Source organism: Micromonospora sp. II (genome assembly GCF_001709195.1).
GTDB classification, from domain to species: Bacteria; Actinomycetota; Actinomycetes; order Mycobacteriales; family Micromonosporaceae; genus Micromonospora; species Micromonospora chalcea.
Genome location: NZ_LYXF01000009.1, coordinates 12,057 through 37,132 on the forward strand (window position 1 = coordinate 12,057; position 25,076 = coordinate 37,132).

Annotated in this window: 22 protein-coding genes; 14 read left to right on the forward strand and 8 right to left on the reverse strand. The window is 73.4% G+C overall.

All coding sequences use genetic code 11. From position 1 onward, the window contains the following. Positions 1-65: 65 nt before the first annotated feature. Both A8711_RS05715 and A8711_RS05720 read right to left on the reverse strand, forming a co-directional pair. On the reverse strand, positions 66-743 hold the full coding sequence (locus A8711_RS05715; RefSeq protein ID WP_043324995.1) for a response regulator transcription factor: 678 nt from the start codon (positions 741-743) through the stop codon (positions 66-68). Further along, on the reverse strand, positions 740-2,029 hold the full coding sequence (locus A8711_RS05720; RefSeq protein ID WP_069087656.1) for a sensor histidine kinase: 1,290 nt from the start codon (positions 2,027-2,029) through the stop codon (positions 740-742). Before A8711_RS05720 ends, A8711_RS05715 begins: the two co-directional genes overlap by 4 nt. A gap of 87 nt (positions 2,030-2,116) precedes the next feature. Between A8711_RS05720 and A8711_RS05725 the strand changes: the two genes are divergently transcribed. Continuing rightward, entirely contained in the window at positions 2,117-2,677 is a 561-nt protein-coding gene (locus A8711_RS05725) for a GNAT family N-acetyltransferase (protein ID WP_043324993.1), read from the forward strand. A 62-nt stretch (positions 2,678-2,739) separates the two neighbouring features. Here the strand turns inward: A8711_RS05725 and A8711_RS05730 are convergent, their stop codons facing one another. After that, on the reverse strand, positions 2,740-3,681 hold the full coding sequence (locus A8711_RS05730; protein WP_043324992.1) for a permease prefix domain 1-containing protein: 942 nt from the start codon (positions 3,679-3,681) through the stop codon (positions 2,740-2,742). Next, positions 3,678-4,019, reverse strand: coding sequence for a PadR family transcriptional regulator (locus tag A8711_RS05735; RefSeq protein WP_043324991.1), 342 nt, complete (start codon positions 4,017-4,019; stop codon positions 3,678-3,680). The genes A8711_RS05730 and A8711_RS05735 overlap by 4 nt, the downstream gene beginning before the upstream one ends. A gap of 184 nt (positions 4,020-4,203) precedes the next feature. Here A8711_RS05735 and dnaE point away from each other — a divergent pair, with 184 nt between their 5' ends. Then, entirely contained in the window at positions 4,204-7,737 is a 3,534-nt protein-coding gene (dnaE, locus tag A8711_RS05740; protein WP_043324990.1) for a DNA polymerase III subunit alpha, read from the forward strand. A 24-nt stretch (positions 7,738-7,761) separates the two neighbouring features. On the opposite strand, the gene A8711_RS33110 is transcribed toward dnaE, so the two are convergent. Beyond that, positions 7,762-8,712 (reverse strand): N-acetylmuramoyl-L-alanine amidase, encoded by a 951-nt coding sequence (locus A8711_RS33110; RefSeq protein ID WP_369830101.1) that lies wholly within the window; start codon positions 8,710-8,712, stop codon positions 7,762-7,764. Positions 8,713-9,466: 754 nt separating this feature from the next. On the opposite strand from A8711_RS33110, the gene A8711_RS05750 reads away from it, so the two are divergent. Both A8711_RS05750 and A8711_RS05755 read left to right on the forward strand, forming a co-directional pair. After that, positions 9,467-10,375, forward strand: coding sequence for a hypothetical protein (locus tag A8711_RS05750; RefSeq protein WP_255365599.1), 909 nt, complete (start codon positions 9,467-9,469; stop codon positions 10,373-10,375). A 384-nt stretch (positions 10,376-10,759) separates the two neighbouring features. After that, entirely contained in the window at positions 10,760-11,797 is a 1,038-nt protein-coding gene (locus A8711_RS05755; protein WP_069087659.1) for an aminotransferase class V-fold PLP-dependent enzyme, read from the forward strand. Between the two features lie 29 nt (positions 11,798-11,826). Here the strand turns inward: A8711_RS05755 and A8711_RS05760 are convergent, their stop codons facing one another. Beyond that, a complete protein-coding gene (locus A8711_RS05760; RefSeq protein WP_043324984.1) occupies positions 11,827-12,999 on the reverse strand; it encodes an acyl-CoA dehydrogenase family protein in 1,173 nt (390 codons plus the stop codon). An 87-nt stretch (positions 13,000-13,086) separates the two neighbouring features. Between A8711_RS05760 and A8711_RS05765 the strand changes: the two genes are divergently transcribed. From A8711_RS05765 to A8711_RS05790, 6 genes are all read left to right on the forward strand, one after another. Beyond that, positions 13,087-13,740, forward strand: a complete 654-nt coding sequence (locus A8711_RS05765) for a TetR/AcrR family transcriptional regulator (protein ID WP_043324983.1) — start codon at positions 13,087-13,089, stop codon at positions 13,738-13,740. 48 nt (positions 13,741-13,788) lie between these two features. Further along, positions 13,789-15,231 carry an aldehyde dehydrogenase family protein gene (locus tag A8711_RS05770; protein ID WP_064448532.1) on the forward strand — a complete coding sequence of 481 codons (1,443 nt, stop codon included), beginning with the start codon at positions 13,789-13,791 and terminating at the stop codon, positions 15,229-15,231. Beyond that, positions 15,228-16,304 carry a zinc-binding dehydrogenase gene (locus A8711_RS05775; protein ID WP_233607668.1) on the forward strand — a complete coding sequence of 359 codons (1,077 nt, stop codon included), beginning with the start codon at positions 15,228-15,230 and terminating at the stop codon, positions 16,302-16,304. Before A8711_RS05770 ends, A8711_RS05775 begins: the two co-directional genes overlap by 4 nt. Before the next feature lie 88 nt (positions 16,305-16,392). After that, positions 16,393-17,028, forward strand: coding sequence for a transcriptional regulator (locus A8711_RS05780; RefSeq protein ID WP_223201133.1), 636 nt, complete (start codon positions 16,393-16,395; stop codon positions 17,026-17,028). A 133-nt stretch (positions 17,029-17,161) separates the two neighbouring features. Beyond that, entirely contained in the window at positions 17,162-18,730 is a 1,569-nt protein-coding gene (locus A8711_RS05785; RefSeq protein ID WP_069087660.1) for an MFS transporter, read from the forward strand. 11 nt (positions 18,731-18,741) lie between these two features. Continuing rightward, the gene (locus tag A8711_RS05790; RefSeq protein ID WP_030502541.1) at positions 18,742-19,347 is read left to right on the forward strand and encodes a TetR/AcrR family transcriptional regulator; all 606 of its coding nucleotides are present in this window, start codon (positions 18,742-18,744) and stop codon (positions 19,345-19,347) included. Positions 19,348-19,372: 25 nt separating this feature from the next. Here the strand turns inward: A8711_RS05790 and A8711_RS05795 are convergent, their stop codons facing one another. Both A8711_RS05795 and A8711_RS05800 read right to left on the reverse strand, forming a co-directional pair. Then, positions 19,373-21,292: a helix-turn-helix domain-containing protein gene (locus tag A8711_RS05795; protein ID WP_069087661.1), complete on the reverse strand. Its 1,920-nt coding sequence runs from the start codon at positions 21,290-21,292 to the stop codon at positions 19,373-19,375. Positions 21,293-21,306: 14 nt separating this feature from the next. After that, positions 21,307-22,089 (reverse strand): 3-hydroxybutyrate dehydrogenase, encoded by a 783-nt coding sequence (locus tag A8711_RS05800; RefSeq protein ID WP_030502539.1) that lies wholly within the window; start codon positions 22,087-22,089, stop codon positions 21,307-21,309. Positions 22,090-22,273: 184 nt separating this feature from the next. Here A8711_RS05800 and ruvC point away from each other — a divergent pair, with 184 nt between their 5' ends. The 4 genes from ruvC to yajC all read left to right on the forward strand — a co-directional run bounded on the left by ruvC (position 22,274) and on the right by yajC (position 24,946). Next, positions 22,274-22,801, forward strand: a complete 528-nt coding sequence (gene ruvC, locus A8711_RS05805; RefSeq protein WP_030502538.1) for a crossover junction endodeoxyribonuclease RuvC — start codon at positions 22,274-22,276, stop codon at positions 22,799-22,801. Continuing rightward, on the forward strand, positions 22,798-23,400 hold the full coding sequence (ruvA, locus tag A8711_RS05810) for a Holliday junction branch migration protein RuvA (RefSeq protein WP_043324978.1): 603 nt from the start codon (positions 22,798-22,800) through the stop codon (positions 23,398-23,400). The genes ruvC and ruvA overlap by 4 nt, the downstream gene beginning before the upstream one ends. Continuing rightward, positions 23,397-24,461 (forward strand): Holliday junction branch migration DNA helicase RuvB, encoded by a 1,065-nt coding sequence (gene ruvB, locus A8711_RS05815; RefSeq protein ID WP_043324977.1) that lies wholly within the window; start codon positions 23,397-23,399, stop codon positions 24,459-24,461. The genes ruvA and ruvB overlap by 4 nt, the downstream gene beginning before the upstream one ends. A gap of 140 nt (positions 24,462-24,601) precedes the next feature. After that, entirely contained in the window at positions 24,602-24,946 is a 345-nt protein-coding gene (gene yajC, locus A8711_RS05820) for a preprotein translocase subunit YajC (RefSeq protein WP_036343450.1), read from the forward strand. Positions 24,947-25,076 lie beyond the last annotated feature (130 nt).

Below are 25,076 nucleotides of genomic sequence, written 5' to 3' on the forward strand. Positions count from 1 at the left end.
CCGGCGCCCGCACCCGTCGTCCCACCGCGGAACGATCACGTGGTCCGCCCTGCGACGGACCGGCGTCATCCGCCGGGCCGGACCACCCCGTGCTCGTACGCGAACACCACCGCCTGCACCCGGTCGCGCAGCCCCAGCTTGGCCAGGACGCGGCTGACGTGGGTCTTCACCGTCGCCTCGCCGACGCGCAGCACGTCCGCGATCTCGGCGTTGCTGGCGCCGCTCGCGATCAGCTCCAGCACCTCCCGCTCGCGCGGGGTCAGGTCCGCCGTCGCCGCGTCGTGCCGGGGGTCCGGCGGCGCCCCGCCGGGCCGGGCGAACGTGGAGATCACCCGCCGGGTCAGCGCCGGCGCGATCAGCCCTTCGCCGCGCGCCACCACCCGCACCGCCTCGACCAGGTCCTCCGGGGTGCCGTTCTTCAGCAGGAAGCCGCTCGCCCCGGCGCGCAGCGCCGCGAACAGGTAGTCGTCCCGGTCGAACGTGGTGAGGATCAGCACCGCCGGGCCGCCCGGCGTCGAGTCGGCGGTGATCCGGCGCGTGGCCTCCAGCCCGTCGAGCACCGGCATCTCCACGTCCATCAGCACCACGTCCGGCCGCAGCGCGGACGCCATCGACACGGCGCGCTGCCCGTCGGCGGCCTCGCCGACCACCTCGATGTCGTCCTCGACCTCCAGGATGACCCGGAAACCGGTCCGGACCAGGTGCTGGTCGTCGACGAGCAGCACCCGTACCGGCGCGTTCACGCCGCCCGCCCGGCGGCCTCGACCGGCAGCGGCATGCGGGCCCGGACCCGGAACCCGCCGCCGGGGCGCGGCCCGGCCTCCACCTCACCGCCGTGGGCGGCGACCCGCTCCCGCATGCCGATCAGGCCGAGCCCGGTCCCGGCCGCCGGCGCGCCGCCCTGCCCGTCGTCGCTCACGTCGATCTCCAACTCCCTCGCCAGATAGCGGATGCGCACGTCCAGCGTGGTGGCGTGGGCGTGCTTGACCACGTTCGTCACCGCCTCCTGGACGATCCGGTACGCCGCCTGCGACACCGAGCGCGGCAGCGGCACCGGCTCCCCGTACACCCCGAGGTCGGCCCGTAGCCCGGTCTCCCGGGCCCGGTCGACGAGCGCGCGGACCTGGTCGATGCCGGCGGTGTCCTCCGGCGCGGTGACCGCGCCGGCCGCGGCGTCCGGGTCGCGCAGCACGCCGAGCATCCGGCGCAGCTCGTCGACGGAGGTGCGGGCCGTCTGCTCGATGGCGGCCAGCGCGGTACGCGCCTTGTCCCGGTCCCGGTCGAACACGCGCCGGCACGCGGCGGCCTGCACGCCCATCACCGACACGTGGTGGGCGACCACGTCGTGCAGTTCGCGGGCGATGCGGACCCGCTCGCCCATCACCGCGCGCTCGCGCGCCTCCGCCTGGGAGCGGCGCAGCTGCTCGGCCTGTTCGCGTAGCTCGTGCCGGCGGCGCGCGGCCACCCAGGCGGTCTGCCCGGAGTAGTAGGCGAAGCCGAAGAACAGCACGTTGTAGAGCACACCGTTCACCACTGCGGCGAGCACCGGCGGCACCGGGCCGGCGGCGTCGGCGAAGGAGGCAGCGGAGATCTGGTCGGCCCGCAACGCGAGGGACAGCCAGAGCCAGGCGAACATCGCGACGATGATGCCGGCCCGCAGCCGCCCGGCCAGCCGCCGGTCGGTGCCCCACGCGCCGAGCGTGAACAGGGCGGCGAACAGCGCGCCCGACGGGATCTGGGCCAGCGGGACCGCCCGCGCCTGCCCGGCGACGAAGGCGACGGCCACGATCACCGCGACGGTGGCGGGCCAGCGCCGCCGTACGGCCAGCGGGGCGGTCACCGCGACGGTCCACCAGACCTGCTCGGCGACGCTCGGCGGCGGCCCGAGCAGGAACGCCCCGGTGCTGTACGCCAGGGTCAGCTCGAACAGGGCCAGCACGGTGACCGCGAGCCCGACCCAGAGGTCGGCGCGGAACTGCGCCGCCGTGGGAGCCGGCCGGCGCCAGGCGTTGGTGGGTGCGGTGCTCACCGTACGACCATGCCACCGACCGGGCCGTCGCGGTGGCCGGGGCGTAATCGGGTGGGCCGGACGACAGTGCCGACGTAGCCTGCCGGGGTGTTCGTGCCTGATCTGCCGTTGCGTACCGAGCGTCTGCTGCTGCGCGCCTTCACCGCCGCGGACGTGACCGTGCTCCGGGACTACCGGGGCCGCCCGGAGGTCACCCGCTACCTCTACCACGAGCCGTACGACGACGGCGCCGCCCGGGCCGCGATCGAGCGGCTGGTCCGGCGGACCGCGCTGCGCGCCCCCGGCGACGTGCTCAACCTCGCCGTGACGGTCGCGGACACCGGCGAGTTCGTCGGCGACGTGCTGCTGAGCTGGACCAGCGGAGAGCACCGGCAGGGCGAGATCGGGTACGTGGCGCATCCCGCGCACACCGGCCGCGGGTACGTCACCGAGGCGGCCCGGGAACTGCTGCGGATCGGCTTCGACGGGCTGGGCCTGCACCGGATCGTCGGCCGGCTGGACGCCCGCAACACCGCCTCGGCCCGGTTGCTGGAGCGGCTCGGCATGCGCCGGGAGGCGCACCTGCGGGAGAACGAGTTCGTCAAGGGGGAGTGGACCGACGAGGTGGTCTACGCGCTGCTGGCCCGGGAGTGGCGGGCGGCGGCCTGACTGTCCGCGTACCCGGAAGGGCCCGGCACGCCCTCGACGGGGCGTGCCGGGCCGGGCGTGGCTCAGGCGGCGCGGCCGGCCTTGACCGCGCTGTCGATCACGTCCCAGATCGCGACCAGCACGACCACCGCGCCCGCCACCCGGGCGAACTCGACGGTGCCGCCGTCGCGCAGCCAGGCGAACCGCTCGACCAGCTCCGGGTTGAGCAGCCGGTCGGTGGCGAGCAGCCAGAGCACCGGGGCGGCGAAGGCGACGTTGAGCACCGCGTTGACCGCCACCAGGGGCCAGGTCCACCGGCCGGACCGGTACTTGGCGATCTCCAGGCCGACGGTGGCCAGCAGCACCACGATCAGGGCCGGCAGCCAGAAGCTCCAGAGCGCCGGGTCGAGCGCCGGCAGCCGGGTGCCGTCGTCGGTGGTCCAGCGCTGGAAGTGCTGGCCGATCAGGAGGCCGATGGTGGCGAGCAGGAACACCACCGAGGCGATGCTGTCGGAGTGGTTGATCTGCCGTTCCCGGGTCTCCTCGGGGAGCTGGTCGACGGTCCACTCGGGCAGGCCGAGCGGGGTGCGGGTGCGTTCCAGCACGGCGAACACCAGCGTGACCCAGAACGCGATCTGCACCGCGGTCTGCATGGCGGCCACGATCGCCGCGCCGATCGCCGCGCCCGGCTCGCCGTCGACGAGCGCCTTCGTGACACCGGAGAGCACGCCGACGATCGCCGGGATCCAGGTGAGCAGCAGTCGCAGCAGCCGCCACCAGGTCAGGTAGTAGCGCGGGCCGATGAGTTGCAGCGTGCGGTCGCTGTAGCGGGCCGCGAGCTTCTCCGGGTGGCCCAGCTCGGTGAGCACCTCGCGTTCGGCGGAGGCGTGGTCCTGCCCGCCCGCGGTCCGGTCGTCGATCATGTCGGCGATGGAGCCGCGCAGTTCCTCGGCGAGTTCCAGGCGGCGCTGCGCGGGCACGGCCCGCATGGTGGCGGCGACGTAACGGTCGGTCAGGGAACTCATCGTTCCGCTCCTTCGATCAGGTCGGTGACGGACGTCCGCACCGCGGTCATGTCGTCGAGCAGGCGGTTCAGGACGGACTCGCCGTCGTCGCTGGTCCGGTAGAACTTGCGCGGCCGGCTCTCCTCGGTGTTCCACTCGCTGGTCAGCAGGCCCTGGTCCTCCAGCCGGCGCAGCAGCGGGTAGAGCGTGTTGGCGTCGACCGCGAAGCCGTGCGCGGCCAGCCGTTGCAGCAGGGCGTATCCGTAGTCGGGGCGGCGCAGGGCGACCAGGCTGGCCACCACGACAGTGCCGCGCCGTAGCTCCTGGAGGTGGGTCCGGAGGACCTCTTCGCTGACCATGCTCAACACGATAGTGTGTGCCACACACCATTGCAATAGAGAAGAACATCGCGTGCCGCACACCGGCCGGCCGGAGAGACCCGGGCCACGCCCGGCGCGGACGGTGGAGCCCGCGAGATCACCTCGGTAGGGTGGGTCGGTCGACTCCGACGCAGCTTGATCCACAACCCGGGGGGCGCCACGCATGGGCGATTCGTTCGCGCATCTGCACGTACACACCGAGTACTCGATGCTCGACGGGGCGGCCCGGCTCAAGGACCTCTTCGCCGAGGCGGCGCGGCTCGGCATGCCGGCGGTGGCGATCACCGACCACGGCAACATGCACGGCGCGAACGACTTCTACAAGCAGGCCATGGACGCCGGGGTCAAGCCCATCCTCGGCGTCGAGGCGTACGTCGCGCCGGAGTCGCGCTTCCACAAGGCGCGGGTCAAGTGGGGGCGCCCCGAGCAGAAGAGCGATGACGTCTCCGGCAACGGCGCGATCACCCACATGACCATGTGGGCGGCCAACCGCGACGGCCTGCACAACCTGTTCAAGCTCAACTCCCGCGCCTCCATGGAGGGCCACTACGTGAAGTGGCCCCGGATGGACATGGAGCTGATCGCCGAGCACGCCCAGGGCATCATGGCCACCACCGGCTGCCCGTCCGGCGCGGTGCAGACCCGGCTGCGGCTGGGCCAGTTCGACGAGGCGCTCAAGGTCGCCGCCGCGTACCAGGACATCTTCGGCAAGGACAACTACTTCCTGGAGATCATGGACCACGGCCTCGACATCGAGCGCCGCGTCCGCGACGGGCTCACCGAGATCGCCCGCAAGCTCGACATCCCGCCGGTGGTCACGAACGACTCGCACTACACCCACGAGGCGCAGGCCGAGGCGCACGACGTGCTGCTCTGCGTACAGACCGGCAGCAACGTGGCCGACCCCAACCGGTTCCGGTTCGAGGGCGGCGGCTACTTCGTCAAGTCCGCCGACCAGATGCGCGCCGTCGACTCCTCCGAGCTGTGGCAGCAGGGCTGCCGCAACACGCTGCTGGTGGCCGAGAAGGTCGACCCGGCCGGCATGTTCACGTTCCACAACCTGATGCCGCGCTTCCCGATCCCCGAGGGCGAGACCGAGGAGTCCTGGTTCCGCAAGGAGACCTTCGCCGGGCTGAAGCGCCGCTTCCCCAACGGCATCCCCGAGGGCCACGTCGTCCAGGCCGAGTACGAGCTGGGCGTCATCATCCAGATGGGCTTCCCGTCGTACTTCCTCGTGGTCGCCGACTTCATCCAGTGGGCCAAGAGCCAGGGCATCGCGGTCGGCCCCGGGCGTGGCTCGGCGGCCGGCTCGCTCGTGGCGTACGCGCTCGGCATCACCGACCTCGACCCGATCCCGCACGGCCTGATCTTCGAGCGGTTCCTCAACCCCGAGCGCGTCTCCATGCCCGATGTCGACATCGACTTCGACGAGCGCCGGCGCGGTGAGGTCATCAAGTACGTGACCGACAAGTGGGGCGAGGACAAGGTCGCGCAGATCGCCACGTTCGGCACGATCAAGGCGAAGGCCGCGATCAAGGACTCGGCCCGGGTGCTCGGCTACCCGTACGCGGTCGGCGACCGGATCACCAAGGCCATGCCCCCGGCGGTGATGGGCAAGGACATCCCGCTGTCCGGCATCTTCGACCCGAAGCACCCCCGCTACGCCGAGGCGGGCGAGATCCGTGGCCTCTACGAGTCCGACCCGGACGTCAAGAAGGTCATCGAGACCGCCAAGGGCATCGAGGGCCTGATCCGGCAGACAGGTGTGCACGCCGCCGGCGTCATCATGTCCGCCGAGCCGATCATCGAGCACATCCCGCTCATGCGGCGCGACTCCGACGGCGTCATCATCACGCAGTTCGACTACCCGACCTGCGAGTCGCTCGGGCTGCTGAAGATGGACTTCCTCGGCCTGCGCAACCTGACGATCATCGACGACGCGGTGAAGAACATCCAGCTCAACCACGGCCGGGAGCTGGACCTGCTCGGCCTGCCGCTTGATGACAAGCAGGCGTACGAGCTGCTGGCCCGCGGCGACACGCTCGGCGTGTTCCAGCTCGACGGCGGGCCGATGCGCTCGCTGCTGCGGCTGATGAAACCGGACAACTTCGAGGACATCTCCGCCGTCCTGGCGCTCTACCGGCCCGGCCCGATGGGCGTGGACTCGCACACCAACTACGCGCTGCGCAAGAACGGCCTCCAGGAGATCACCCCGATCCACCCGGAGCTGGAGGAGCCGCTGCGCGAGATCCTCGCGCCCACCTACGGCCTGATCGTCTACCAGGAGCAGGTGCAGCGCGCCGCGCAGATCCTCGCCGGCTACACGCTCGGCCAGGCCGACCTGCTGCGCCGGGCGATGGGCAAGAAGAAGAAGGAGATCCTCGACAAGGAGTTCATCCCGTTCCGGGACGGCTGCCGCGAGCGCGGCTACTCCGACGAGGCCATCCAGGCCGTGTGGGACGTGCTGGTCCCGTTCGCCGGCTACGCCTTCAACAAGGCCCACTCCGCCGCGTACGGCCTGGTCTCCTACTGGACCGCGTACCTCAAGGCGCACTACCCGGCCGAGTACATGGCCGCCCTGCTCACCTCCGTCGGTGACGACAAGGACAAGATGGCGATGTACCTGTCCGAGTGCCGCCGGATGCGCATCCAGGTGCTGCCGCCGGACGTCAACACCTCGGCCGGGCCGTTCACCCCGGTCGGCGAGGAGATCCGCTTCGGTCTCGGCGCGGTACGCAACGTCGGCGCGAACGTGGTCGCCTCGATCATGCGGTGCCGCGAGGAGAAGGGCGACTACGCCGACTTCTACGACTTCCTGTCCAAGGTCGACGCCGTGGTCTGCAACAAGAAGACAATCGAATCGCTGATCAAGGCCGGGGCGTTCGACGCGCTCGGCCACCCGCGCAAGGGCCTGCTCGCAGTGCACGCCGACGCCATCGACGCGTACGCCGACGTCAAGCGCAAGGAGGCGGTCGGCCAGTACGATCTGTTCGGCGCCGGCTTCGGCGAGTCCGAGACCGGCGGCACCACCACTGTCATGCCGGTCATCGGCGAGGGGGAGTGGGACAAGCGCGACAAGCTCGCGTTCGAGCGCGAGATGCTCGGCCTGTACGTCTCCGACCACCCGCTGTTCGGCCTGGAACACGTGCTCGGCGCGGCGGCGGACACCACCATCGCCGCGCTGTCGGAGGAGGGCACGGTGCCCGACGGCGCGGTGGTCACCCTGGCCGGCATCCTCTCCGGCGTGCAGCGCCGGGTCACCAAGCAGGGCCGGGCCTGGGCGTCGGCCACCCTCGAAGACCTCGCCGGCGGCGTGGAGACGCTGTTCTTCCCGAACACGTACGAGGTGATCGGCCAGTACATCGCCGAGGACGCGATCGTGGTGGTCAAGGGCCGGGTCGACCGGCGCGACGACACCCCGCGCATCATGGCGATGGACATGTCCATGCCGGACGTCACCAGCAACCCGGCGAACAAGCCGGTCACGCTCACCATCCCGGTGCACCGCTGCACGCCGCCGCTGGTGGAACGGCTCAAGGAGACGCTGGTGCTGCACCCCGGCGACACCGAGGTGCACGTCAAGCTGCTCAACGGCGGCAAGGTCACCACGCTGCGCCTCGGCCCGTTCCGGGTCGCGCCCACCACTGCGTTGATGGGTGACCTGAAGAGCGTGCTCGGCCCGGCCAACGTGAGCTGACCGGGCCGAGCGGGGACGTGCCGGCTAGACGCGGGTGACGCGGATGGCGTCGGCGATCACGTACCCGGTGCTGCCGGACCACCTGCTGACACCGACCTTGTTGGCGTCACCGGCGGCCAGGGTGAAGGTGCCCAGCGAGCGCCACGAACCGCCGTTGGCGCTCTGGTTCACCGAGACCGTCTGGTTGCCGCTCGTCGTCGCGACGATGTACGGCGTGGAGGTGTTGTAGCCGGCGACGGCCGGATACCAGACCTCCACCCGGTAGGTGGCCGTCGCCGGGATGTTCACCTTGTACCAGGCGGTGTCGCTGGCCGCGACGGGGTTGGCGTACCGGTAGTCGGCGCCGTAGCGCTGCGCCGAGTACGTCGAGGTGCCCCAGTTGGCGCTCGCGGTGAACCGGCCGGCGGTGGTGTTGTCCACGATCGTCGACCAGGCGGTCGGCGGGGGAGTGGTGCCGCCGGTGACGAGCTGCATGTAGTAGGTCCAGTTCCAGTTCGACCCCGGGTCGGTGTGCGTGGCGCCCGGCACCTGGTTGTGCCCGATGATGTTGGTGCGGGTCTTCGGGATGCCGTACTTGTCGCACAGGTACCGGGTCAGCGCCGCCGACGACCGGTACATCGCGTCGGTGTACCAGGAGGCGTTGTCGACGTACCCCTCGTGCTCGATGCCGATCGACTGGGTGTTGTAGGTCCAGTTGCCGGCGTGCCAGGCGATGTCCTTGTCCCGCACCATCTGGGTCACCGCGCCGTCGGAGGAGCGGAGCAGGTAGTGCGCGCTGGTGCCGGCGGCGGCGTTCTGGAACCAGCTGATCGAGCCGGCGTAGCTGCCCTGCATGGTGTGGATGACGATGTAGTTGATCGGGTACGCCGACTCGCGGCTGGAGACCGTGTAGTTGGACGAGTTGGCCGGCACCCATGCGGCCGGGCCGTAGTCGGTGCTCAGGGTGCCGAAGTCGCCGGTGCCCAGCGGCGCCACGTCGGCGTACCGGCCCCGCTGCGGCGCGACCGGACGGCCGTCCACGCTGACCTCGCCGCCGGCCGTGGTAGCGATGAAGCCCCGGGCGAGCAGGTCGTACACGGCGTCCGCGTACAGCCGGGCGGTGGCCGCGTCCGCCGAGCCGCCGTAGCGGGCGATCGGGACGTACCACTGGTTGACGTCGTCGCGCTGCGCCGCGGTCAGCCCGGCCTCGTCGGCGTAGGAGCGCAGCACGGCCGCCGCGCCGGCCACGTTCGCCGCGTCCCGGGTACGCAGCTCGGCCCGGTCCAGCCGGGTCCGGCGTGCGGCCTCGTCCAGCGTCCGTACCTTCGGGTTGCTGGTCAGGTGCATCACGCCGTATCCGCCGGAGGCGCTGGGCTGCCCGCCGTGACCGTCCAGGCGGGTCTCGGCGTACCCGAGCGCGGCGAGCAGGTCGCGCGGCACGTCGGAGCCGGCGGCGGCTCGGTCGAAGGCCGCGGCGAGCGGCTGCGCGTCATGCTGAGGCGCGGCCTGGGCCGGCTGGCCGGTCAGGCCGATCATGAGGATCACGGCGCCGCCGAGCAGGTGGCTCACCCGGCGCGAGGGTCTCCGAACTGTCACGTCACTCCTCGTCGACTGCATGGGGCGACTGGCTCCCGTCGCCGGTTCGCCGCACCTTATAGCGTGACGTTCGTCTATGTCGATACCTTGCGTCGAAGGGCTGTTTGCTGAAGACTTCCTTCAGATGCGGAGCTGTCCCCGTACCGTCGCGGTCTTGCCCGCCGCGCCGCGGCCGGGCAGCATCGTGCGGATGCCGCCCACCGACCTGCTGCTCGTCCGTGACCTGGTGCCCGACTTCCTGGCCCGCGCCGAACGGTCCGGCCCGCCGTGGACCTCCCGCTACCTGGCCGGGCACCCGGACGTGGTCCGGGCGCTGCGCCGCGACGGCGGCTGGTCCGACGCCGCCGGCGTGGCCGCCGCCCTGGACGGGCTCCGCGGCCGCGCCACCGAGCTGGCGGCACGAGCCGAGACGGTACGCGCGCTGCTGCCCGGCGGCGTCGCGGCGGTGGCGGACGCGCTGGGCTGGTCCGGCGACGGCGGGCCGGTCGAGTGCGTGGTGCTGGTCGGGCGCAACCAGGCCAACGGCTGGGCCGGTGAGCTGAACGGCAGGTACGCGCTCTTCCTCGCCGTGGAACAGCTCGGCCCGCCCGAGGATCTCGACCTGCTGGTGCGGCACGAGGCCGCGCACGTGGTGCACGACCGCGGCGCCGCGATCCGCGACTGGCCCGAGTACGGGGTGGCGAACGCCCTGTTCACCGAAGGGCTCGCCACCCAGGTGACGGCGGAGCTGGACCCCGGGCGGCCGGACGAGGAGTACCTCTGGTTCGGCCGGCCCGGCCACCGGCAGTGGCTCGACGAGTGCCGCCGCCGGTGGCCGGAGATCCTGCGCCGGGTCCGCGCCGACTTCGACGCCACCGACGTCGAGCACCACGCCCCGTACTTCCTGATGCGGGACTCGCCGCTGGCCGACGGCCTGCCCAAGCGGTGCGGCTACCTGGTCGGCCTGACCGTGGTACGACACCTGCGCCGCCACCACTCCCTGCGAGACCTGGTCACCTGGCCCCTGCCCCGGGTCCGCGAGGAGCTCACTGCCGCACTCCCCGACCTCCCCCCACCCCCCTGACCCTCCCCACCCCACCGCGTCGATCATGAAGTTGACGGCACCTGACGTCCGATTTGTCGCCGCCAACTTCATGATCGACGGGACGGGGGTTGGCGCGTTGGTGCCCCCGCCTGGCCCCGTGATCTTGCACGTTCCGCCCCTCGCCCTCGTTCCGCCGCGCGATTTTGTACATCTCGCCGCCCCCCAACGCCCTCGTTCTGCCGCGATCTTGCAGCTTCGGCCCCACCGAGGGCCTGTTTGCCCCGATTCGCCGGGGCCGAAAGTGCAAGATTGCCGGGGCCGGGCGGGCCGGGCGGGGGCGGGCGTGGGGGTGGGCGGTGCGGGGGCCACGGGGGTGGGATTGGTGGTGTCGGGGGTGGGGTGGGGGTGGTTAGCGTCGGGGGCATGGAGCTGGAGCAGGCACGGAAGTTGTGGCAGCCGGAACCGGGCTGGTTGAACACCGCCACCTACGGGCTGCCGCCCGAGCCGGTGTGGGACGCCGTGCAGCGGGTGCTCGCCGACTGGCGGGGCGGACGGGTGTCGTTCGAGGTGTGGGACGAGTCGGTGGACCGGTCCCGGGCCGCGTTCGCCCGGCTGACCGGCGTGGACGCCGCCGACGTGAGCATCGGTTCCGCCGTGTCGCAGCTGGTCGCGCCGATCGCGGCGAGCCTGCCGGAGGGTGCGACTGTGGTGGTGCCCGAGAGCGAGTTCACCTCGATCCTGTTCCCCTGGCTCGTCCAGCAGGAGCGCGGGGTGCGGGTCCGCACCGTGCCGCTGGCCGGCCTGGTCGACGCGATCGACGCCGGCACCGACCTGGTGGCGTTCAGCGTGGTGCAGTCCGCCGACGGCGTCGTGGCTCCGTACGACGAGATCGTCGCGGCGGCCCGCGCGCACGGCGCCGTCGTGGTGGTCGACGCCACGCAGGCGTGCGGGTGGCTGCCGTTCGCCGCGGACCGGGCGGACGCGGTGGTGGTCGGTGCGTACAAGTGGTTGATGGCGCCGCGCGGCGCGGCCTTCGCCTACCTGGCGCCGGAGCTGCGCGAGCGGATTCGCCCGGACGCGGCCGGGTGGTTCGCGGGCAAGGACCCGCACGCCTCCTACTACGGACTGCCGCTGCGCCTGGCCGACGACGCCCGGCGCTTCGACATCTCCCCGTCCTGGCTGTGCTACGTCGGGGCCGCGCCCGCGCTGGAGCTGCTCGCCGACCTCGATCCGGAGGAGGTGCGCGCGTACGACGTGGGGCTGGCCAACCGGTTCCTGACCGGGCTGGGCCGCCCGCCCGGCGACAGCGCGATCGTCTCCGTGGACGTGCCGGACGCGCAGGAACGGCTGGCCCGCGCCGGGGTGCGCGCGGCGGTCCGGGCGGGCCGGGTCCGCGCCTCGTTCCACCTGTACACGACCGAGGAGGACGTGGACCGGGCGGTCGAGGCGCTGACCGGCTGACGGCTCGGCCCGGCGACCGCCCAGGCCACTCAGGCCAGGTGGCCGCCGATCTTCGTGTAGCCGCGTAGCAGGTCCCGGGAGATGATCAGCCGCTGCATCTCGTCGGTGCCCTCGAAGATCCGGTACAGCCGGACCTGCCGGTACCAGCGTTCGATCGGCAGCTCGCGGGTGTAGCCCATGCCGCCGTGGATCTGCAGCGCGCGGTCCACCACCCGGTTGACCATGCCGGCGCCGTAGAGCTTGCCCATCGAGGAGGCGTGCCGGGGGTCGAGGCCCTGGTCGACCGTCCAGGCCGAGCGCAGGATCAGCCAGCGGGCCGCCTCCAGCTCGGTCTCCGAGTCGGCGATCATCCACTGGATGGCCTGGTTGGTGGCGATCGGCGCGCCGAACGTCTCCCGCGTGTTGGCGTGGTCGATCGCCATCTGGAGGACTCGTTCGGCGATGCCGACGGCGTGCGACGGGATGGTGTAGCGGCCCTTGCCGATCCACTCCATGCCGAGCGTGAAGCCCTGCCCGATCTCGCCGAGGATGTTGCGGTGCGGCACCCGTACGCCGTCGAAGATCAGCGAGGCCGGGCCGCCCTCGCCCATGGTCTGGATGAACTCCGAGCGCCAGCCCATCGCGCGGTCCACCAGGAAGGCGGTGGCGCCGCCGCGGCGGGCGCCCTTCTCCGGGTCGGTCACGGCGACCACGATGGCGAAGTCGGCGTCGTTGCCGTTGGTGATGAACGTCTTCTCGCCGTCGAGGATCCAGTCGTCGCCGTCGCGGCGGGCGCGCAGCTTGATGTTCGCCGCGTCGGAGCCCGCGCCGGGCTCGGTGATGGCGAAGCAGGAGATCCGTTCCCCCTCGATGGTGGGGATGAGGAACTCGCGCTTCTGCTCCTCGGTGGCGTGGAACAGGATGTTGTCGGCTTCGCCGCCGAAGCGGAACGGCACGAAGGTGCGGCCCAGCTCGGTCCAGATCAGCGACTGCATGACCGCCGGCAGCGCCATGCCGCCGTACTCCTCCGGGGTGGCCAGCCCCCAGAAGCCGAACTTCTTCGCCTTGAGCTGCAGTTCGCGCAGCTCGGAGCGGTCGAGGCCGGGCTGGTGGGCGCGCTCGCGGCGCAGCACCTCCGCCTCCAGCGGCATCACCTCGCGGGTGACGAACGTGCGAACGGTGTCCCGGATCGCGCGTTCCTCGTCGGACAGTGCGAAGTCCACGGTTCCCCCTCAGGTCGACTGGCTATAAACTAGCGCTGGAAGTTTTCCCGCGTCCAGACCCGATGTCGAAAGGAGGATGATGATCAGGTGCCCCGACCCCGACAGGCCCTGCTCACCCGCGACCGGATCGTCGAGACCGCGCTGGCGCTGATCGACGCCGACGGGCTGGACGCGCTCTCCACCCGGCGGCTCGCCGCCGCGCTGGGCGTACGCGGCCCCTCGCTCTACAACCACTTCGCCACCAAGGAGGAGATCCTCGACGCGGTGGCCGACGGCGTCGCGGCGACCGTGGACATCGGCGTCTTCGACGAGTACGAGTGGCTCGACGCGCTCGGCCGCTGGGCGCGCTCGTACCGGGCCGCGCTGGCCGCGCACCCGAACATCGTGCCGTACCTGGCGCAGGGGCCGGGCCGCCGTCCGGCCGCGCTCGCCATGGCCGACGCGGTCTACGGCGCGCTGGTCCGGGCCGGCTGGCCGCCCGCGCGGGCCACCCACATCGGCGCCGCGATGCGCTACTTCGTGGCCGGGTCCGCGCTCGGCTCGTTCGCCCGCGGCTTCGTCGAGGACCCCTCGCTCTACGCCGCGCACCCGCACCTCAACCAGGCGCACCGCCTCGCCGGCCACCAGCGCAGCGTGGACGAGGGGGCGTTCGCGCTCGGCCTGGACGCGCTGCTGCACGGCCTCGCCGCCGAGTACGCGGCCACCGTCGCCCCGCTGGAACGGGTCGGCGGTCCGGAGTAGCGTCCAAACTCCCACCGCTAGTTTCCACCGCCGCCCCCGAAGGACGCCATGGATCTCGCCGCCGCCCCGCCCGCCCTGCTGACGCGCCGCCACCTGCACATCGCCGGTGACTGGGCCGACCCGTCGTCGGACGACACCGTCCCGGTGGAGAACCCGGCCACCGCGAGCATCATCGGCGAGGTGCCGGCCGGTACGCCGGCCGACGTGGACCGCGCGGTCGCCGCCGCCCGCGCCGCGTTCCCCGGCTGGGCCGCAACCGCCCCCGAGCAGCGGGCCGCGCACCTGGACCGGCTGCACACCGCGCTCGCCGCGCGCGCCGACGAGATCGCCCGCACCGTGGCCACCGAGCTGGGCACCCCGCTCAAGCTCGCCACCCGCGTCCAGGCCGGGCTGCCGCTCAAAGTGCTGCGGAGCATGGTCGACCTGGCCGCCCGCCCGGCCGCCGAGCACACGGTCGGCAACTCGCTCGTCGTCCGCGAGCCGGTCGGCGTGGTCGGCGCGATCACCCCGTGGAACTACCCGCTGCACCAGGTGGTCGCGAAGGTCGCGCCCGCGCTCGCCGCCGGGTGCACAGTGGTGCTCAAGCCCAGCGAGTTGACGCCGCTCACCGCGTACCTGCTGTTCGACGCGATCACCGACGCCGGCCTGCCGCCCGGCGTGGTGAACCTGGTGCCCGGCACCGGCCCGGTGGTCGGCGAGGCGCTGGCCGCGCACCCCGACGTCGACCTGGTCTCGTTCACCGGCTCCACCGCCACCGGCCGGCGCATCGCCCACCTGGCCGCCGAGCGGATCGCCCGGGTGTCGCTGGAACTCGGCGGCAAGTCCGCGAACATCGTCCTGGCCGACGCCGACCTGCCCACCGCGGTCAAGGTCGGCGTCGGCAACGCGCTGCTCAACTCCGGGCAGACCTGCACCGCCTGGACCCGGATGCTCGTACACCGCGACCGCTACGACGAGGCCCTGGACCTGGTCGCGGCGGCGGTGGCCGGCTACCGGCTCGGCGACCCCTTCGACCCGGCCACCCGGCTGGGCCCGCTCGCCTCCGCCGCGCAGGCCCGGCGGGTACGCGACCACGTGGACCGGGCGCTCGCCGACGGCGCCCGGCTCGTCGCCGGCGGACCGGACGCGCCGCTGCCGCCGCAGGGGCACTTCGTCGCGCCCACCGTCTTCGCCGACGTGCACCCGGACAGCGCGCTCGCCCAGGAGGAGGTGTTCGGCCCGGTGCTCGCGGTGATCCCGTTCGCCGACACCGACGAGGCGGTCGCCATCGCCAACAACTCCCGGTACGGGCTGGCCGGCGCGGTCTGGTCCGCCGACCCCGACGCGGCGCTGGCGGTGGCCCGGCGGATGCGTACCGGTCAGGTGGACGTCAACGGCGGCGCGTTCAACCCGCTCGCCCCGTTCGGCGGCTACAAGCAGTCCGGCCTGGGCCGGGAACTGGGCGCGTACGGCGTGGAGGAGTTCACCGAGCTGAAGGCGATCCAGCGGTGAGGGCGCTGGTGGTACGCGGCCGGGGCGAGACCCCGGCGGTCGAGGAGGTACGCCTGCCCGCGCCCGGCCCGGGCGAGCTGCGGGTACGCATCCGCGCCGCCGGCATCTGCCACTCCGACCTGGCCATGGTGGACGGCACGCTGGCGCCCGCGTACCCGCTGGTGCTGGGCCATGAGGCGACCGGCGTGGTGGCCGAGGCCGGGCCGGACACGACGATCGCGGTCGGCACACCCGTGGTGCTCAACTGGGCGCCGGCCTGCCGGGACTGCTGGCACTGCCGGCACGGTGAGCCGTGGCTCTGCGCGGCCAATCCCAACCCGTCGACACCCCGGGGTAAGACGGCCGCCGGTGAGCCCCTCGCGGTCACGCTCGGGCTCGGCGCGCTCGCCGAGGAGGTGGTGGTGCCGCAGCGCGCCGCCGTACCGGTGCCGGCCGGGCTGCCGCCGGAGCAGGCCGCGGTGCTGGGCTGCGCGGTGCTCACCGGCGTCGGCGCGGTCCGCAACACCGCGCGGGTCGCGCCCGGTGAGTCGGTAGCGGTGATCGGGCTCGGCGGGGTGGGCCTGGCCGTGCTGGCCGCCGCGCGGCGGGCCGGCGCGTCGCCGATCCTCGCCGTGGACGTGGTGGAGGCCAAGCGGGACCTGGCGCTCGCGGCCGGGGCCACCGACTTCCTGCGCTCCGACGACACGCTGGGCAAGCAGATCCGGGCGCGCACCGACGGGCGCGGCGTGGACCACGCCTTCGAGTGCGTCGGCCGGTCCGCCACCATCCGCGCCGCCTGGCGGGCGACGCGGCGCGGGGGAGCGGTCACCGTGGTCGGCATGGGCGGCAAGGACGACATGCTCAGCCTCTCCGCGCTGGACATCTTCCACTCCGCCCGCACGCTGCGCTCCTCGGTGTACGGCTCGACCGACCCGGACCGGGAGGTGCCGGAGCTGGCCGCCGCGCTCGCCGCCGGTGATCTCGACCTCGGCCCGCTGGTGAGCGGCACGGTGCCGCTGGCGGAGGCGCCCGATGCGCTGGAGCGGCTGGCCCGTGGCGAGGGCGCCCGCTGGGTGGTGACCTTCCCGGACTGACCGGCCGATCCGGATCCGCCGTCGGCGCATCCGGATCGGCCGGTGCGAGCGAACCCCTGGGTAGGAGAGCTACCCGGGGGTACGTCCGTTGCTGACCGAGAACATGCCGGCCGGGGCCGCCGAGACGGCCCGCAAACGGCTGACCGCCGCCGCCGAGGACCTGGACGACAACCAGGTCGCCGGGCTGCTGCTCGACCTGGCCGCCGAGGCCGGCGTGGTGCCCGCCTGGGAACAGGTCTGCCTGCCGCTGCTCGGCTCGCTGCGCGGCGACAGCGCCGCCGAGATCGCGATGGAGCACGCCCTCTCCGAGGGGCTGCGGGTCGGGCTGGACGTGTTCGGCCGCGAGCCGACCCGGCCGCTGCCCGCCCAGGGTGTGCTGCTGGCCGGCGCCGAGCACGAGACACACTGCCTCGGGCTGCACGCGCTCGCCGCGGCGCTGCGCGAGCGCGGGCGCGGCGCGCTGCACCTCGGCCCGGCCCTGCCCTGGTCGGCGCTGGCCAGCGCGGCGGCGCGGGTCCGTCCGCGGGTGGTGGTGGTCTGGTCGCAGACCCCGGTGACCGGCCGCGCGTACCGCCTGGTCCGGCTGCGGCGGGACCTGCCAGGGGTACGGGTGCTCGCCGCCGGCCCGGGTTGGATCGAGCCGTTCCCGCCCACCTCGGCCGTGCCGCAGCGCCTCACCACGCTCGGCGAGGCCACGCTGGCCTGCCTGCGTAGCGCCGCCTGACGCCGAGAAGTGACCTGGCACACATTCGATACGAACCGGTTCCGTATCGAAATCCTCGCGCCTACGCTCGTCACCGTTACGAGTCTGGCCCGTATCGTATTTCGACGCGGGGGAGCCGGGGGGAGAACCTGCAGTGGAGCCACACGGGAACACCGGACACCCGAGGAGGTGGGCGATCCTCGGGGTGCTGGTGATCAGCCTCCTCGTGGTCGTCCTCGACAACACCATCCTCAACGTCGCGCTGCGCACCCTCGCCGACCCGGTGCACGGCCTCGGCGCCACCCAGGGCGAGCTGGAATGGGCGATCAACTCCTACACGCTCGTCTTCGCCGGGCTGCTGTTCACCTTCGGCGTGCTCGGTGACCGGCTCGGCCGCCGCCGCTTCCTGATCCTGGGCCTGGCGCTGTTCGGGCTGGCCTCGCTGCTGTCCGCGTACGCGCAGGACCCGGCCCAGCTCATCGCGGCCCGCGCGCTCATGGGCGTCGGCGGCGCGGCCATCATGCCGGTGACGCTCTCGATCATCTCCAACGTCTTCGACCCGCGTGAGCGGGCCAAGGCGATCGGCGTCTGGGCCGGCGCGGTCGGCCTCGGCGTGGCGATCGGCCCGGTGCTCGGCGGCGCGCTGCTGGAGCGCTTCTGGTGGGGCTCGGTCTTCCTGATCAACGTGCCGGTGGTGGCGCTCGGCGTGGTGCTGGTCGCGGCCCTGGTGCCGGAGTCCCGCGACCCGAAGCCCGGCCGGGTCGACGTGCCCGGAGTGCTGCTGTCGGTGGTCGGCCTGGTCGCGCTCACGTACGGCATCATCGACGGCGGCGAGCACGGCTTCGACCGGCCGCAGGTGTGGGTAGCGGTGCTGGGCGGTCTCGCGGTGCTCGGCTGGTTCATCGCCCACGAGCTGCGCAGCGACCACCCGTCGCTGGACGTACGGCTGTTCCGGGTGCCCCGCTTCGCCGCCCCGGTGGCGCTGGTCGGGCTGGTCTTCTTCGCCGCCATGGGCGTGATGTTCTTCGGCGCGTTCTACCTGCAGCTCGTCCGCGGCTACAGCCCGCTGGAGAGCGGCCTGCTGTTCCTGCCGTTCGCGGTGGCCCAGCTGATCTTCGCCCCGCGCAGCGCGGCGATGGTCCGCCGCTACGGCGGCCGGTCGGTGGCGGCGGTCGGACTGCTGCTCACCGCCACCGCGCTGGGCGCGTTCGTCTTCATCGACGCGGACACCCCGATCTGGATCTTCTCGGCGCTCGGCTTCCTCCAGGGCGCCGGCATGGCCAACATCATGCCCCCGGCCACCGAGTCGATCATGTCGTCGCTGCCCCGGGAGAAGGCCGGTGTCGGGTCGGCGGTCAGCAACACCGTGCGGCAGGTCGCCGGCGCGCTCGGCGTGGCGGTGCTCGGCTCGGTGCTCTCCGCCGTCTACCGCGACCAGGTCGCCCCGGCGGTGGCCGCCCTGCCCGCGCCGGTACGCGACGCGGCCCGCGAGTCGGTCTCCGGGGCGTACGCGGTCGCCGACCGGCTCGGCCCGGCCGCGCCGCGACTCATCGACGCGGCGAACGACTCCTTCGTCTCGGCCATGCACTGGGCCGCCGGCGTCTCGGCGGTGGTGGCCGCGCTCGGCCTCGTCATCGTGCTGTGCTGGATGCCCGGCCGGCCGGTCGCCGCCGCCGGTGGTGCGACCCCCGCCACGGACCGGGAGCTGGCCGGGGCCGCGTAGGTTCGTGGACAATGTCTGACATGACTTCCACGGCGGATGCTCCGCGGTCGCCCGGACGACCGCGGAGCACCCGCGCGGACGAGGCGATCGTGGACGCCACACTCGACCTGCTGGCCGAGGGCAACAGCGTCGAGTCGCTGAGCATCGAGGCGATCGCGGCCCGCGCCGGAGTCGGCAAGGCCACCATCTACCGCCGCTGGCCGGGTAAGGACGCGCTGCTGCTGGATGCGCTGCGCACGCTCAAGGGGCCCGCGCCGCACTGCGCCGGCCGTTCCGTCCGCGACGACCTGGTGCTGCTCGTCGGCGCCGTCGGCCAGCACGCCGACCCCCGGGCCCGCAAGATCATGCCGTGCCTGGTGCCCGAGGTGAACCGCAGCTCGGCCCACCGGCAGGCGTACGAGGCGATCGTCGAGCCCCGCCGCGAGGCGTTGCGCGAGGTGCTGCGCCGCGCGATCGAGCGCGGCGAACTCCGCGCCGACATCGACATCGAGGTGACCATGGCGCTGCTCACCGCGCCGATGCTCACCCAGCGGATGCTGCACTGGCACGCCGGGGACGAGCGGGTGGTGCCCGAGCGGATCGTGGACACCGTCCTGGACGGCCTGCGCGTCCGCTGACCCCGGGTCGCCGTGCCCGGCCCGCTCAGCGGGCGGGCGTGCGCAGGCGGTGCAGGCGCAGCGCGAGCTGCACCTCCAGCGCCCGATCCGGGCGCTGCCAGTCCGCGCCGAGCAGCTGCCCGACCCGTTCCAGCCGCTGGGTGACCGTGTTCACGTGCACGTGCAGCTGCTCGGCGGCCCGGGCCAGGCTGCCGCCCACCCCGAAGTACGCCTCCAGCGTCTTCACCAGCGCCGTGCCCCGCCGGGCGTCGTAGTCCACCACCGGACCCACTGTCGCGGTGAGGAATCCGGCCACGTCCCGGTCCCCGGCGTCGCCCACCGCGCCCAGCAGCAGCCCGACGAAGCCCAGCTCGGCGGTGCTCGCCCCCTGCCCGGCCCGGCCCAGCGCGCCCAGCGCGGACAGGCAGCGCTCCGCCTCGGCGAACGTGACTGCGAGCGACGCCGGCCCGGTCGAGGGGCCGCTCGCCCCCGCCGTCACCGGCCGCCCGGTCACCCGCGACAGGTCCCGGGCCACCGCCCGGGCCGCGCCGCCCGCGTCCCGGCCCGGCAGCATCAGCACCACCCGCCCGTCGCGCGCCGCCGCCAGGCCGCCCCGGGTCGAGGCGTACGTGGTGGCCCAGGACAGCACCCGCTGCCGGGCCGAGCCGGTCTCGGCGAACGCGTCGTCGCCGACCGCCACCAGCACGTGCGGCGCGTCCAGGTCCACCCCGATGCGGCGGGCCCGCGCGCGCAGCGCGTCCGCGTCGCGCAGCGGCCGGGCGATCAGGTCGTCCAGCAGCTCGCCGCGCACGCGCCCCTCCGCCTCGGCCACCGTGCGGCGGAACAGCAGCAGCAACGCGGTCACCAGCGCGGCCCGCTCCAGGATGCGCTGGTCGGCGTCGACCAGCTCGTCGTCCGGGCGCAGCACCAGCGCGCCCAGGTTCTCCGCGCCGGCCACCACCGCGGCGTACCAGAGCGGACCCCGGCGCACGCTGCGTCCCTCGGTACGCGACGCGGCGACCGCCTCCACGATGTCCGCCCGGTCCGGCTCCTCGATCTCGCCGACCCGGGCCAGCCGCCGGCCCTCGGCGTCCAGCGCCAGCAGCGCCCCGCCGAGCACCTCGGTGACCGCCGCGGCCACGTCCTCCATCCCGCCGCCGCGCACCACGAGCGCGGTCATCCGGTCGTGCGCGGCGGCGGCGCGCTCCACCGAGCTGCTGTGCGCCCGGATCGTGCTGTTCGCCGCCGACAGCTCCGCCAGCGCCGCCCGCGTCTCGGCCAGCAGCCGTGCGGTGTCGATCGCCACCGCCGCGTGCGCCGCCAGCGACACCAGCAGCGACACCTCCTCCCGGGCGAACGGCCGGGCCGAGCGGTTCGCCGCGTACAGCACGCCGATCACGCTGGAGCCCAGCCGCAGCGGCACGCCCAGGATGGCCACCAGGCCCTCCTCGCCCACCCCGCCGTCGATCTCCCCGGTGTGCCGGAACCGCTCGTCCTCCTGGTAGTTCGAGGTGACGTACGGCGTGCCGGTCTGCGCCACCAGGCCGCCCAGGCCGTCGCCCAGCTCCAGCCGCAGCCGCTGGAACCGGGCCGAGATCGAGCCGTCGGTCACCCGCATGTACGTGTCGCCGCGCTCCTCGTCGTTGAGCGTCATGTACGCCACGTCGGTGCCGAGCAGGATCCGCGCCCGGTGCACGATCGCGTGCAGCACGTCGTCCAGGTCGCGCAGCCCGGCCAGGTCGCTCGCGGTGTCGTAGAGGCCGGACAGCTCGGTCTCCCGGCGCCGCCGCCGGGCCAGCAGCGCCCGTACCCGCAGCGCCACCACCTTCGCCTGCTCCAGCTCGGCCAGCCGGTCGGCGGGCAGCCCGGCGGCGCGCGCGGCCACCAGCGGACCCTCGAACTCGACCGCCGCGGCCTCGCGCGCCAGCAACTCCAGGAACTCCACCGGCGACGACATGACCGACATTGTGCGGGGCGCCACTAGTTCGCCGTCCAGCCCCCGTCGAGGGCGATCGAGGCGCCGGTGAGGAACGCGGCCGGCGGGGAGCACAGGTACGCCAGCAGCTCGGCCACCTCCTCCGGCTCGATCAGCCGCTTGATCGCCGCCCGGGCCAGCATGATCTTCTCGACCACCTCGTCCTCGCCGATGCCGTGCGTGGCCGCCTGGTCGGCGATCTGGCTCTCCACCAGCGCGGTCCGCACGTACGCCGGGTTGATGCAGTTGGCGGTGACGCCGTGCGCGGCGCCCTCCAGCGCGACCACCTTGGACAGGCCCTCCAGCGCGTGTTTGGCCGAGACGTACGCGGCCTTGAACGGCGAGGCGCGCAGCCCGTGCACCGAGGAGATGTTGACGATCCGGCCCCAGCCGTTCGCGTACATCCGGGGCAGCGCCCGGCGCACGAGCAGGAACGGCGCCTCGACCATCACCCGCTGGATGTACTCGAAGCGCTCGACCGGGAAGTCCTGCACCGGCGAGACGTGCTGCAGGCCGGCGTTGTTGACCACGATGTCGGCGTCGACGTCGAGGCGGTCCACCGCCGCCGGGTCGGCGAGGTCGATCCCGACCGCCCGGCCACCGGCCTCGGCGGCCACCGCCCCGGCCGCCGCCTCGTCGCGGTCCAGCACCACCACTGTCGCGCCGGCCGCCGCCAGGCGCAGGGCGCAGGCGCGTCCGATGCCGCTGCCGCCGCCGGTGACCAGCGCGGTACGGCCGGTCAGGTCGACGTGTACGACGTGGGGGACCACCACGGGTTCTGCCGTCATGGCGCATGAACGTACGAGCCGGGTGCCCCCTGGCACATGGGGCGGCGACACATACTCCACCGCCCGGGTGTGTGGTGCGCCGCGTCACCGGCCGCGCCCGGCGTGTCCGGCCGACCCGCCGTCGGCGGGCACCAGTAGGGTGTGTCGAACACACGTACTGCTGGCGGCTCGGGGAGGAGGCGGCGTGCGCGTGCTGGGCGTCGACCCGGGGCTGACCCGGTGCGGGGTCGGCGTGGTCGAGGGCGTGCCGGGCCGCCCCTGCACGCTCGTGGCCTACTACGTGGTCTACACCGACCCGGCCGACGACCTGCCGCTGCGCCTGCTGCACCTGGACCGCTCGCTCACCGACCTGGTCGCCGAGCACCGCCCGGACGCGGTCGCCGTGGAGCGCGTGTTCAGCCAGCACAACGTCCGCACCGTGATGGGCACCGCGCAGGCCAGCGGCGTCGCGGTGCTCGCCGGGGCCCGGGCCGGGCTGCCGGTGACGACGTACACGCCGAGCGAGGTGAAGGCGGCGGTGACCGGCTCCGGCCAGGCCGACAAGGCGCAGATGACGGCGATGGTCACCCGGCTGCTGCGGCTGCCCGAGCCGCCGAAACCGGCCGACGCCGCCGACGCCCTGGCGCTGGCCATCTGTCACGTGTGGCGCGGCGGCACCCGGTCCAAGCTGGCCGAGGCCGCGCAGCGGGCCCGACGAGGAGGGACGCGATGATCGCGAGCGTACGCGGCACGGTGACCGCCACCGGCCCGGATCACGCGGTGGTGGAGGTGGGCGGCATCGGCCTGGCCGTGCAGTGCGCCCCCGGCACGATCGCCGAGCTGCGCGTGGGCCAGCCGGCCCGACTGGCGACCAGCCTGGTCGTCCGGGAGGACTCGCTCACCCTCTACGGCTTCGCCGACGACGACGCCAAGCAGCTGTTCGAGCTGCTCCAGACCGCCAGCGGGGTCGGTCCCCGGCTGGCCCAGGCGGTGCTCGCCGTGCACACGCCGGATGCGGTCCGCAAGGCCATCGCCAACGCCGACACCGCGGCGCTGACCCGGGTGCCGGGCATCGGCAAGAAGGGCGCCGAGCGGCTGGTGCTGGAGCTGCGCGACCGGATCGGCCCGGTGCCGGTGGGCGCCGACGGCGCGGCCGGGGTGACCGCCGGCGCCTGGCCGGAGCAGGTCCGCCAGGCCCTCGTCGGGCTGGGCTGGACGGCCGCCCAGGCCGAGCAGGCGGTGGCCGCGGTGGCGGAGACCGTGGACGGTGAGACGCCGCCGGTGCCGGTCCTGCTCAAGCAGGCGATCCGCCTCCTGGGCCGGACCCGATGAGCGGGGAGAACCTGGTCTCGGCGTACGTCGACGACGCCGAGCGGGACGCGGAGGCGAGCGTCCGGCCGAAGCGGCTGGCCGAGTTCATCGCCCAGGACCGCGTCCGGGACCAGCTCGACCTGCTGCTGCAGGGCGCGATGCGGCGTGGCTCGCCGCCGGACCACATCCTGCTGTCCGGTCCGCCCGGCCTGGGCAAGACCAGCCTGGCCAACATCGTCGCCGCCGAGCTGGGCGCGGGGATCCGGGTGACCAGCGGCCCGGCCATCGAGCGCTCCGGCGACCTGGCCGCGATCCTGACCAGCCTCGCCGAGGGCGACGTGCTGTTCATCGACGAGATCCACCGGATCGCCAAGCCGGCCGAGGAACTGCTCTACAGCGCCATGGAGGACTTCCGCGTCGACGTGGTGGTCGGCAAGGGCCCGGGCGCGACGGCCATCCCACTCGACGTGGAGCCGTTCACGCTGGTCGGCGCCACCACCCGGTCCGGCCTGCTGACCGGGCCGATGCGCGACCGCTTCGGCTTCGTCGCGCACCTCGACTTCTACGCCCCGGCCGACCTGGAGACGCTGCTGCACCGGTCGGCCCGGATCCTCGGCGTGCCGATCACCGCTGACGGCGCGGCGGAGATCGCCGGCCGGTCCCGCGGCACCCCGCGTATCGCCAACCGGCTGCTGCGCCGGGTGCGCGACTACGCCGAGGTGCGGGCCGAGGGGGTGGTCACGCTGGAGACCGCCCGGGCCGCGCTGACCGTCTACGACGTGGACGCGCTCGGCCTGGACCGGCTCGACCGGGCGGTGCTGACCGCGCTCGTCGACTCGTTCCGGGGCGGCCCGGTGGGCCTGTCCACGCTGGCGGTCGCGGTGGGGGAGCAGCCGGACACGGTCGAGGAGGTCTGCGAGCCGTTCCTGGTGCGGGCCGGCCTGCTGGCGCGTACGCCGCGGGGGCGGGTGGCGACGGAGGCCGCTTGGCGGCATCTGGGCCGCAACCCGCCGAATGGTACATTTGGTGCGGATACCTCTTCGGGGCCCGATCTCTTCTCGGTACAGACCGACCAGCCGTGATCCGTTCGTGATCTGTGCCGCATTCGGTCTTCTCAGGAGCAGGGACTAGACTTCGCCGCGGTTTGTACAGGACGTGAGAATCCGCTTCCGCTGCGGCGCCCTCCGGCGCCGGGACGGAGGCCAACCGGAAGGTCTACACCGTGCTTTACGCAGCAGCGAGTGGCGGGGGAGCCGGCGGTCTGACGCCGATCCTGATGATCGCTCTGCTCTTCGTCGTCATGTACTTCATGATGATCCGACCGCAGCAGAAGCGCCGCCGCGAGGCCGAGCAGATGCAGTCCGCCCTGGCCCCGGGCGACGAGGTGGTCACCATCGGCGGCCTGCACGGCACTGTCACCGCGGTCGAGGACGAGACCGTCCTGCTGGAGGTGGCCCCGGGTGTGCAGACCCGGTACGCCCGCCCCGCCGTGGCCCGCGTGATCAAGCGCGCCGAGGCGCCGGCCGCCGAGACGATCAGCGAGGAAGCCGAGCCGGTCAAGGAGTGACTGCCGCCCCGGACGGGGCAGCGGAATCATCGGTACAAGTGGATAGTTGGGGTCGGCGCCCGGCGCCGGCACCCGGCCAGGCCGTGCGGCGCCCCCGCGCCGTGCCCCGGTCGGCGTGCCGTCGGCCGGT